The 11880-nt window shown below is 41.5% G+C and carries 8 protein-coding genes; 5 read left to right on the top strand and 3 right to left on the bottom strand.

Annotation, left to right across the window (positions count from 1 at the left end):
- The first annotated feature begins 403 nt into the window (after window positions 1–403).
- Complete coding sequence (gene pnp, locus K9M07_05700; GenBank protein MCF7852714.1) at window positions 404–2638, top strand: polyribonucleotide nucleotidyltransferase; 2235 nt, start codon at window positions 404–406, stop codon at window positions 2636–2638.
- A 66-nt stretch (window positions 2639–2704) separates the two neighbouring features.
- On the opposite strand, the gene K9M07_05695 is transcribed toward pnp, so the two are convergent.
- The 3 genes from K9M07_05695 to tilS all read right to left on the bottom strand — a co-directional run bounded on the left by K9M07_05695 (window position 2705) and on the right by tilS (window position 7220).
- Entirely contained in the window at window positions 2705–2992 is a 288-nt protein-coding gene (locus K9M07_05695) for a hypothetical protein (protein MCF7852713.1), read from the bottom strand.
- 63 nt (window positions 2993–3055) lie between these two features.
- A complete protein-coding gene (gene ftsH / locus K9M07_05690) occupies window positions 3056–5803 on the bottom strand; it encodes an ATP-dependent zinc metalloprotease FtsH (GenBank protein MCF7852712.1) in 2748 nt (915 codons plus the stop codon).
- 424 nt (window positions 5804–6227) lie between these two features.
- The gene (gene tilS / locus K9M07_05685) at window positions 6228–7220 is read right to left on the bottom strand and encodes a tRNA lysidine(34) synthetase TilS (GenBank protein MCF7852711.1); all 993 of its coding nucleotides are present in this window, start codon (window positions 7218–7220) and stop codon (window positions 6228–6230) included.
- 55 nt (window positions 7221–7275) lie between these two features.
- Between tilS and K9M07_05680 the strand changes: the two genes are divergently transcribed.
- From K9M07_05680 to K9M07_05665, 4 genes are read left to right on the top strand one after another with little or no spacing between them, the layout of a single operon-like run.
- A complete protein-coding gene (locus tag K9M07_05680; protein ID MCF7852710.1) occupies window positions 7276–8373 on the top strand; it encodes an LptF/LptG family permease in 1098 nt (365 codons plus the stop codon).
- Window positions 8370–9452, top strand: a complete 1083-nt coding sequence (locus K9M07_05675) for an LptF/LptG family permease (protein MCF7852709.1) — start codon at window positions 8370–8372, stop codon at window positions 9450–9452. The genes K9M07_05680 and K9M07_05675 overlap by 4 nt, the downstream gene beginning before the upstream one ends.
- 23 nt (window positions 9453–9475) lie before the next feature.
- Window positions 9476–10249, top strand: a complete 774-nt coding sequence (locus tag K9M07_05670; protein MCF7852708.1) for a phosphatase PAP2 family protein — start codon at window positions 9476–9478, stop codon at window positions 10247–10249.
- 17 nt (window positions 10250–10266) lie between these two features.
- Window positions 10267–11775, top strand: a complete 1509-nt coding sequence (locus K9M07_05665; protein MCF7852707.1) for a carboxypeptidase M32 — start codon at window positions 10267–10269, stop codon at window positions 11773–11775.
- Window positions 11776–11880: the final 105 nt, after the last annotated feature.

Genomic DNA, 11880 nt, shown 5'->3' with positions numbered 1-11880 from the left:
GGGCACTCGGGATGTTAAGCCTTTGGAGAGAATGTAAGACCGGAGGGCATGGGTTGTAAAAAACGTAAAAGTCCTCTTTGGACTTTTGCGATAACCAAGCTGCGTCCTCTGGCTGTTCTCTGTGAATTAGGAATCCCCTAGCTTTAGCCATGGGGAGCTGTCAATCGTAGATTGTCTCAAATCCTACCCCATGTTACCATTATTAGGCAGCTACCGGTATTCAAGCTGATTTTGAATCATTTTAAAAAAATTGAATACTCGTTTGCTACCTAAAATTGGAAATATGGATGAATTTCAATTTTTGTTTCTTTTTCCCGCTTTCAAATTGAGAATTTGACATCGAGAAATAGAAATAAAATAATTGAGTTCTCCATATCTCCTGAACCTAATATAGGAGATTTTAATGGAAAAACACGAACTAACAGTCAATGTAGCCGGTAAACAAATGATTTTTGAGACCGGACGCATTGCACGACAAGCAGGCGGTTCGATTTTGCTCAAGGCAAATGACACCGTCATTTTAGCCACGGCATGTCAGGCCTCTCAGCCTATGGAAGACATCGATTTTCTTCCCCTCAGAATCGATTATCAAGAAAAATTTTCAGCAGCAGGCAAAACGCTTGGCGGCTTTCTTAAAAGAGAAGGAAAACCAACTGAGCGTGAAGTTTTAACCTCGCGTTTAATTGATAGACCGCTTCGACCTCTTTTTGAGAATGGCTACTATCAAGAAGCACAGGTCCTTTCATATGTCTTATCATATGATCGCAATAGCCCCCCTCAGCCACTTGCAATCTGCGCTGCAGCAACAGCTCTTTTAATTTCTGAGATCCCCTTCACAAAAGCTGTTGCAGCCGTATGTGTGGGATTGGTCGATGGCCGGTTTGTCATTAATCCAACAGTTGATGAAGCCAATGAATCAACGCTTGAACTTATGATTGCCGGAACGAAAGATGCAATCTTAATGATTGAAGGATACTCCGATTTCTTAACGGAAGAACAAATTTTAGAAGCGATTAATGAGGGCCATAAGGCCATTGCCGAGATCTGCGTTCAACTGGAAGATTGGCAAAAAGTTGTTGGAAAAGACAAAAATTTCGAGCATATTTCTGTGACACCACAGGAACTCATCGATGAGATCACGGCAATGATCACAAGCGATGTGAAAACAGCCATCGAAATCAATAAGAAACAAGACCGTGAAGCAGCTCTGACTGAAATCAATGCTAAGGTCAAATCGCACTATCTCGATGTAGAAGCTCCTAAATACAAAAAAAGTCACGTCGGAATAGCACTTAAAAAAGTCACCTCTAAGATCATGCGCGATATGATCTTATCCAAGAATATCAGATCAGACGGGCGCCGACTTGATGAAATTCGCCCCATCAATATTGAAACATCGCTACTTCCACGCACTCATGGAAGCGCTCTTTTCACACGAGGAGAGACTCAGTCAATTGCAGTCTGTACCCTTGGTGGTCAGAGTATGGGACAGCGTTATGAAGACTATGAAGGGGATAGCACTCGCAGCTTCTACCTCCAATATTCATTCCCCCCATTCAGCGTTGGTGAAGTCGGGCGCAACGGCCCTCCGGGTCGCAGAGAAATTGGACATGGAAAACTTGCGGAAAAAGCTCTTCGCGCAGCGCTTCCACCTCAAGAGAACTTCCCCTATACAATCCGTCTTGAATCCAATATTACCGAATCAAACGGATCTTCTTCTATGGCCTCAGTTTGCGGTGGCTGTCTAGCAATGATGGATGCAGGTGTTCCTATTCACCGCCCCATCGCCGGAATTGCAATGGGACTCATTTTAGAAGATGACAAGTTTGCAATTCTCTCTGATATTCTTGGAGTTGAAGATGCACTTGGAGATATGGACTTCAAAATCACCGGGGATGAAAAAGGGGTTACGGCCTTTCAACTCGATATTAAAGTTGAAGGAATCACGCCTCAAATCATGCAAGTCGCTTTGATGCAAGCTAAAGAGGGTCGCATTCATATCCTCAATAAAATGCTTCATGCTTGCCCATCCTCTCGCAAAGAACTCTCTCAATATGCTCCTCGTATTGAGCAGATCAAAGTTCCACCAAGTAAAGTAGCCATCATCATTGGCCCCGGCGGAAAGCAGATTAAAGCTATCATTGCCGAAACCGGTGTTGATATTGATATTAATGATCAAGGAGCAGAAGCAACCGTTAGCATCGCATCAAATGATATGCATGCAATGGAGAAAGCAAAAGAGATCATTCACAACCTCATTGCTGAAGTCGAAATTGGCAAAACATACAAAGGGAAAGTTGTTTCAATCGTTCCTTTCGGAATGTTTGTTCAAGTCCTCAGCAAAGAAGGATTATGCCATATCTCTGAAATTGCTCATGCCCGAGTTGAAAATGTCGAGGATCATTACAAAGAAGGCGATCTCGTTGAAGTCAAAGTGCTCGATGTCAATGATCGTGGACAAATCAAACTCTCGCGCAAAGCTCTTATCCCAAGGCTTGAAAGAGAAGAGAGAGCTCCAAGACCGGAAAGTGATGAAGAAAATGAGGCAGGGAATCATCCTCCTAAAAAAGCGATGATGACCCCTAAACCAAGGGCTCCTATCACACCCCCACCGATCATGAAAGCTCCTGAAAAATAGCGCTTAAAACCCAAATTTTTAGGCACAAAAAAACTCCCTCATTATTGAGGGAGTTTTTTTTGTGCCTTATCCTGATTTGAGAGTCCAAGTGATCATAGAAGGATTGCGATAGGAGTCGAGATCGACCCCCTCAAGCTCCGGAATATCTCTATAGCGCACAGCCCCTTTTCTCTCAGAGCGAAGCAGTCGTACACCTCCCCCACATGAGCTTTCATTACCGGACAAGGTGATTAGGTGATCCTTCAGCTGCTGCTGAAGGGCTTTGAGCTCATTGAGTTGCGCCGTTACTTCTACCCATTTTGCCGATACAATAAGCCAGTCAGGATCATCTTTTTCCGTATATTTTTCCGACATAGCAAAATCCTTTTTTGTAAAAAAGGATTATACCATTTCTAAAAAATAAAGACACAGTTGAGATTATACCTGCTGAGGTGAAGGATCCCCTGAAAAAGGTTTTTTATCCTCAATAGGTGGCGGTGGTGGTGGTGTCTTCTTATGAGCCTGCTCATTGATTTTGAGTTGAAGCTGTTTCTTCTCATCACTCCAAGTTCCATCCATAATGGCTTTAAGATCTTGTTGATCTAAAGTCTCAAAATTGATCAATTTTTGTGCCATCAACTCAACTTGAGCTCGATGTTCATTGATAATTTGAGTTGCGAGTGTATGAGCCTCATCAATGAGTTTTTTTACTTCCGCATCAATGAGTTTTGATGTTTCGGGTGAATAATTGCGATCGGCAGCACCGGGCATGAGATATTGATTTGAACGATCCGTATTGTCGTCATAGGCAACAAGACCTAGGGCATCAGTCATCCCCCATTCACACACCATGGCTCGAGCCAGTTTAGTCGCCTGAGCAATATCCATTTGTGCACCACTACAAATATCGCCAATAAAGATCTCCTCAGCAACGCGCCCTCCCATTAAGACAGCGAGTTGATCGAGAAGCTCTTTCCGCCAGTAGCTCACTCTATTTTGTTTTGGGAGAAAGTGGGTTGCACCAAGGGACATCCCACGAGGGATAATCGTCACCTTTTCAACGGAATCGGAATTTTTGACAACGAGACCGACAACTGCATGTCCGGACTCATGGAAAGCGGTTGTTTTCTTTTCATTCTCATCCAATTGCAAACTGCGTCGTTCTTTTCCAAAACGGACCTTGTCACAAGCTGCAATAGCCTCATCTTGAGTCACTGCTTTTCGTCCATTACGAGCTGCGAGAAGGGCTGACTCATTTAAAATATTCATCAAATCAGCACCTGAACCGCCGGGTGTCATTCGAGCAAGAAGCATGAGATCAACACTTGCATCGAGTTTGATTTTTTTGGCATGGACTTTCAGGATTTCATAACGTCCCTTCACATCGGGCAAATCAAGAACGATACGGCGATCGAAACGGCCCGGACGGAGTAGAGCCTTATCAAGAACATCCGGTCTATTTGTTGCCGCGACTAAAATAACGCCCTCATTTGTATTCATCCCATCCATTTCGACAAGCAGTTGGTTCAATGTTTGTTCGCGCTCATCATGACCACCGCCGATTCCGGCACCTCGATGACGTCCAACCGCATCGATTTCATCGATAAACACAATGCAAGGCGCATGTTTTTTTGCCTGATCAAAAAGATCTCGAATACGACTCGCTCCAACACCCACAAACATTTCTACGAAATCAGAACCCGAAATCGAGAAGAAGGGGCGATCCGCTTCACCGGCGACTGCCTTAGCAATAAGTGTTTTACCGGTTCCCGGAGGGCCCACGCATAAAACACCACGAGGGATGCGCGCGCCAAGAGCAGTAAAGCGAGAGGGATCTCTTAAGAACTCGACAATTTCCTCGAGTTCCTCTTTTGCCTCATCAACACCTGCAACATCTTTAAACGTGACTTGCAATGTACTCTTAACGAGCATCTTAGCGGGTGATTTTCCAAAATTCATGGCCGAGCTGCCGGCTCCTTTCATCTGTCTTGCAAAGACAAAGTAGAGAAGGAGAAAGACAGAAAGAATCGGGAGAATTGTAAATAATATGTAACTAATATAATTAGGCGATGGTTCTTGGCTCTTAAATGTCTTTTCAAGCACGACATTTCTAGGTTGATCCGGTGCCTTGAAGTTGAGCGTTTTATTTGCCTCAAAATTATTCCATTCCTTTTGAGCCTGGGAGAACCACTGCTGATAAACTTCCGGATCCTGTCTCTCTAACGCCTTTGTTGTCAGTTCTTTATTATTGAAAAACCAAACAACATCCGCCACCTTAGAGCGTGCTTTGGTAAGCTGAGCTTCATTCGTTTCAAAATCTTGATTGATCACATCAAACTGCTGAACATCTTCCATATAGGTACGCACAGATCTAAGGGCCATTAAACGCACCCCATCATCCATACTATTGATCTCATTTGTAATATTTTGAAGCTCGACAATCGCTACTTTATAGACTCCCAACTGCTGAGCAACGTCCATTTCAGTTGCTGAAAGGGCATTTAAGACCTGCTGTTCGGTGTTCCTAAGAGATGTCTTAATGGACTCTATACCAATACCTAAAGCCGGTGATAGATAGCCTTTAATGAGTTGATTAAGCCCCACACCTAGTTGATTAAGCTGTGTACTATTTGGATGAGAAACTGCCTTATTAAAAAGAGACTCAACATCTTTAAGTGAAATCACTTCAGATGGAACGACGCGATTGAGGACAATCCCATTAGTTAGTTCACTGTTATTGTATGCCGAACTAACGACGACATAACCCTCATGGGGAATTGCAAAGCCCGAAAGCTGAAGGAAATACGTTGCTGCATCAGATACTTTTTGCTTTAAAACGGAAACTTCTCCAAGGAGTCGGATTTTTTCACTCGCCAGTTCGTGATTTTTATCCAGCACCTCAAGATAACGATGTCTTGCTTGTGCATCCTCCGACAGGGTCTGATTAAATTTTCCACTGAATGTCACTAAGTTGTCATTGAGAGATGTCTTGACACTTTGATCCTTTTTAATAAGATCTAAATTCACCAAATGCTCAACTTGATGACTGAACGAAACACTTGCCGATTTAGAATCACTTAAATTATGAATCGTCAAGATAATGAGGATTGCCAAAACGAGAAAAATAAAAATTCCACCCGGAATCCCTTTTTTATTATCTTTTTTCATATTATGCTCATTACTCATTTTATAAATTTAACCAAACACCTAAACCCGTTTACTCCACTAACCATTAACCCTTTATAAATAAAGAAAATGGTAAAAAGGTCGCAGCTCAACACTTAAGCATTGAGACCGTCAACCAATTCTTCAATTCATTTCGGTATATACCGCTCGTCATTCAAGAGTTGTTTTTTTTGTCGCCGGCATCCCCGCTTGGTCGATTTACCTCACCTCTGCGCTATTGTCAATAGCGCGCCCTTTCGGTAAAGGGCCTTCGGCCCGATCGACCATCGCTATAGCCGGCTTCTAAAAATTCCAACTCTTGAATCACTCCCAGTATATAAACCCTCTATTACACGTCGGCTTCAAGAAACTCAATAAAAAAATCCCTATAAAAACCTAACGTATTTTAAGTTATTCTACCTTAAAAGAATAAAAAAAACTACCCTTATGCCCCATTTCTCTCAAAATTTTCCATTGAAAGAGTCATGGTCTTTGAGATATGAAAAGCCCCTTTATGATAGGCCCAAATAGAGTTGCCAACTATCACTTTTTTCCCACTCGTATTTGAATGTGCCAATCGAATCAACGTATTGCGCTGGCTTCGGTTAAGGGCGACATCTATTTTTTCGGCCATGCGATCTAAGAGATGTCCCATTTCAAGCGCCTCATTGGGGAAAGAATCGGGACACAGCACCCAAATTTCATCCCCCCCTCCTTTAATCTTCATAAAAGGATCTGTCTTTCTATCTAGATATTCTTTTAGCTCAAGTGAGCGGTTTGCCATTTCATCAAGCGGTTGTTTAATCCCTTTCTTAAAGGAATGTTCTAAAAAGGGGATTAACTCCATGCGCATTCTTGCCCTTAAAAAGTGGACATCGTCATTGGTTTGATCCTGAAAAAATGCTGTTTTATGAGTATTATGCCAATTTAAAAGATCCTTTTTTTCAAAATCGAGTAGAGGCCGAAAAATCGTCACTCCTTTAAATTGCGATACTTTTTGAAGTCCGCTGAGATGAGTCAGGCGAGCTCCCTCAAATAGTCGTTTAATCACAGTTTCAATCCGATCATCTCGATGATGCCCTAAAACAATCCCCGGCGCATTCATCGATTGAGCATATTCCCCTAAAATGGAAAGCCTCTCTAAACGCAACCGATCCTCGATATTCCCCTTTGAAAAGTCAAAATGGCCAATTTTAAAGCTTTCAAAATGAATCCCCTTCTCTAATGAAAGCTTTTTCAAGACATCCGCTTCCTCCTGACTCTCCTTTCTCCACCCGTGATCGATATAAACAGCATGAAAAAAAATCTTCCTTTTCACCATTAAATGAAAGAGAAGCATCGAGTCACATCCCCCTGATAAGCCAAGGATAAATGGGCGGTCTCCCGATGGGAATTTTTTGAAAAACGTCTGGATTTTGAACTCAATTGGATCTTTCATGGTCTAAATTTTAACTGATCTATATAATTATGCCAAATCTGAAAAGTCTATTTTTATGCCTATTTTATGGAGATATCTCCTCAAAAACTATTTTAGGGTTTTCCTCCTATCGATTTTTGTTTTCTTATCGATTCTCGTCCTCATGCGCATGCAGGAAATTGCCCGATTTGCCACTTTAGGAACAGCTCCTTCCGTCATCGCTCTTTTTATTTTGTTGCAATTCCCTATTATTCTTCCTCTTGCCATTCCTATTTCGGCCCTTATTTCGTCGACTATTTTAATGATGCGCTTGTGCCAAAGCCACGAACTCACTTCGTTAAGGGTCCAGGGATTGTCGGTCAAAGACATTTTATATCCGATTAAAATGACTGCCTTTTTTCTCACTCTTTTTAATTTTGTTATTGTCTCAGAATTGACGCCTACGACTCGGCTCAAAAGCAAAAATCTAATGTATCAGGCAACAGCTCAAAATCCGCTTCTCTTGATGCAGACAAACAAAATCACAAAAGTTAAAAATGCCTATACCGACTTGCATGTCATCAAATCGGGTAAGTCTGCAGAAAATCTTATTTTTTCTTTTCTCAATCCCTCATCTAAAAAAATGAATTTGATTATGGCAGATCAACTCAATGTCGAAGATCAAGGGATCCTGATTGGGGAGCAAGTTCATTTAATTTCTCATCTAAAAACAAAACAGGAAAATGGTTTTGATCATTTGGTCATTGAAAATTATGACCGCATTGAGAACTCCTCCCTTGCAATCGCTTCGCTTCTTCACCAAACAGATATCAAACGCCTTTCTTTGCAACGGCTACGCATTAAACCCCTTCTCATCAAAATGTTTGTTGAAAAAGAGAGAGGCCAGCTCTTTAGGTGCATTTTAGAAATCAGCCGCCGAACCTTTTTATCGTGGATTACATATGCCTTTACGATGCTCGGAGCTATTTTTTCGATACAGATTGGAAGAACCAAGAGAAAAACCGGAGTGCTTTGGATTTTACTCCTATCGAGCCTAACCTTTGCCTTTTATCTCATCGCAAAATCGACGGCTAAAAATCACGCTTGGGCTCTCATTTTTTACTTAATCCCCCTTTGTTCCATTCTCATTGCCAATCGCTTGTACCGCTTTAAAATCGAAAGGGGACTTGAATGATTCCTCTATCCATTCAGACGCGCTATATTTCCTCTCTTTTTTTCAAGCGCCTTTTCTTCCTGCTGTTTTTACTATATCTCTGTTATATCCTATTTGACTATTCGATTCACATGTCGGAGATGGGGCACCATGCAAGTTTAAAATTTCAAGATGTCGTTCTTTATTATTTCTATAATTTCATTAAGAGACTCGATCTTTTACTCCCTTTAAGTTTGCTGATATCGACCATTCATGTCCTAACGTCTCTCAATGCCAATCATGAACTTCTAGCGCTTCTTATATCGGGGCAAAATATCAAACAAATCGTAAAGCCCATTATGATTTCAGGCCTCCTTAGCTCCTTATTCATGCTGGCTATTGTTGAATTTGTGCTCCCTAATGCGCAAGCTTATATCGATCACTTTCAGTCCCAATATCTATCGACACCAACTAACCAAACCGACCGGCAAATTCAAAGCATTACTTTTGACAACAACTCAAAACTGCTCTTTAGCTACCGCAATCTTGAACAAAACGCAATGGAAGATGTTTTCTTTATTCAAAATGATAAAAGCATTTGGCATTTTAAAAATCTAAAAGAAGAAGAAGGGGTGATCAAAGGCTATTTTGTCGATTTTTTTTACAAAGATTCTCATCAACGCTTAGTCAAAGGGCCATCATATGATGAGATGATTGTCCCCTTTTTATCCCCTCCTCTTATCGTTGCTACGGACCAAGAAAAGGAACCTTTTGAAAATCTCTCGATTTCAGAGCTTTTATCTAAAATAATTTACCCCTTTGACCGCTTTCATCGAGATTATTATGAAATCTCAACGCAACTCTATTCAAAACTGGCTATGCCTTGGCTATCTCTTTTAGTTGTCATCGCCGTCATTCCCTTTTGCATTACATTCAGTCGCTCTTCAAAAATATTTTTAATTTATACGATGGCGCTCATTTGTTTTGTCTGCCTTTTTACAATTATAGATGCTTGTGTTATCTTGGGTCAAAATAATGTCGTGCCGCCACCTATTGCCGCTTTTGGACCTTTTGCTTTAATTGCCATGGGTTTTGGAATTCGTTTTTGGCGGATGCGATAAAGGAAAATTGTGCATGAGGAATTATGGCTCAAAATGAAAGTTCTCAAAATTATCAGATGGCGGGACTTTGGAAATTTAAGTCCATTTTTAAAGTCCATTTAATGATTTTTTTGCTCTTTGCCACTTGGCTATCCCCCTATACGCGCCCCCTATGGGATAAACTAGATCACTGGACTTTTGTTGCCCTCAATCATTGGATTGAAAACAGCTCATTTTGGCAAACATTTTGGGCAATGGCAAACCACAAATATGCTGATTGGCTATTTGATGCCTTCATTCTATTATTTGTCGGATCTTATATTGTTAAAGCTCCAAAACACCTAAAGCTGCGAAGAGTTGCCGAAGTGCTTTTTTGTATCATCATCACTGCGGCCACGATTATTTTGATTAATCGCCTTATCTTTAAAGACTGGATTGTGATCCCAAGAAAAAGCCCTAGCTTAGTCACTCCGATGAGCGCACTTCTCAATGAAATCATTCCGTGGATGCACATTAAAACCAGCGCACGCTTTTCTTTTCCGGGCGATCATGGAACTACGGCTCTCATGTTCATTTGTATGATGAACCTACTCCTTGATAAACCAAAAGCCCTACTCGCAACACTTGTTGGTATTTTCTTTATTCTTCCAAGGCTTATTGTCGGAGCGCATTGGCTCACCGATATCATCATCGGCAGCTTATCTATTAGCCTATTTACAATAGCATGGACATTTTTTACCCCCCTATACCACGTTGTTGTTTCCAAACTTGAGTCATGGATGCAAAAAGTAGAACTAAAATTTATTCACCAAGAATAACTAGGGACTTATTTGATATGGATTTTAAACAACTCTTTGATTTTTCACGCTCTACACATACGTTAGCATCAATTGAGCGCCTCCTATTTTGGGATCAGGAAACCATGATGCCCACTCAGGGAATCGATATTAAAACGATGCAAAAAAAAGAGCTTGCAGCCCTTATTCACCATCGCAAAACATCCAAAGAGTATGAAAAACTCCTATCACAATTCATTGCTCTAGACTCAGGAGAAATCCTAAATGATCAGCTCAATGACGATCAAAAGAGGAGTTTGGAGTTGATGCGGGAAGATTATCACAAGATGAAAAAGCTTCCCGTTGACTTTATCACTGAATTTGCCGAAGTGACTTCTAAAGCAACCCACGTCTGGATCGAAGCTCGGCAAAATGACGATTTTGAGCTCTTTGCTCCACATCTTTCCAAAATCATTGATCACATGAAGAAAAAAGCCGATCTTCTTGGTTATATTAATCACCCTTACGATCCGCTTCTGGATGAGTATGAGCCACAAATCACAACTCAGACTATTGATTCTCTTTTCGATCCCCTCAAAAAAGCCCTCATTGATTTAACTCAACAGCTAAGCCACCATTCTATTCCCGATCAGTTCCTCTATGGATCATTTGATCGTACTGCCCAATTTTCCCTTAATACCGGCATTTTAAATAATATGGGCCTCGACCCAAAAAAGGTGCGCCTTGATCAATCCGCGCATCCCTTTTGCATGCCCATCCACCCCACAGATATTCGCTTGACTACTCATGTCCAAGATGCAGGATTTTATCAGGGATTTTCAGCAACAATGCATGAAGGAGGGCATGGTCTTTATGAGCAAGGGCTGGACCCTGATTTCTTTGGTTTACCCCTAGCAGAAGCAGCCTCTATCGGCATACATGAATCGCAATCTAAACTATGGGAAACCTTCATCGGACAATCCTTCTCCTTTTGGAAGGGCTACTACCCAATTGTTCAAGAAACATTTAAGGAACAATTCGAGAATATCTCTTTGGACTCCTTTTTTCATGCCATCAATGCAGTCCGTCCTTCTTTAATCCGCATCCATGCCGATGAAGTCACTTACGGTCTTCACGTCATCCTACGCTACGAAATTGAAAAGGCCTTCATGGAAGGAAAACTTTCAGTCTATGAACTTCCGGAATTTTGGAATGCTAAAATGCATGAATATTTAGGGATTGTTCCTCATACTAATGCACAAGGGTGTATGCAAGATATCCACTGGGCTTCAGGGCTCTTCGGTTATTTTCCAACCTATGCTCTTGGCAACCTCTATGCAGCTCAACTCCACCATACGATGCTTGCTGCCTTCCCGGATTACAATGTGCGCCTAGAAAACCGCGACTTTAAATTTATCCGCGAATGGCTTCTCCAACAGGTGCATCGCCATGGCCGCCGCTACTATCCTCAACAACTCATTGAAAAGGCAACCAAAAAGAAACTCGCCGTCGATGATTTTCTCTCTTATTTGAACAAAAAATATCTCCCCATCTCCGCTCGAGCATAAGGCGTTATTTACTTACTCACCTTACGCAAAAAGGAAGGTGAGTTACTTATACCGAAATGAGTTGAGGAATTGGGATTTTAGCTTTGATGGCGCTTCGACTTATTT

It is taken from the genome of Simkaniaceae bacterium, assembly GCA_021734805.1.
Taxonomy (GTDB): Bacteria; Chlamydiota; Chlamydiia; order Chlamydiales; family JACRBE01; genus Amphritriteisimkania.
Note: the sequence above shows the minus strand (reverse complement) of the source record. Positions and strands in the feature narration are given on the sequence as shown.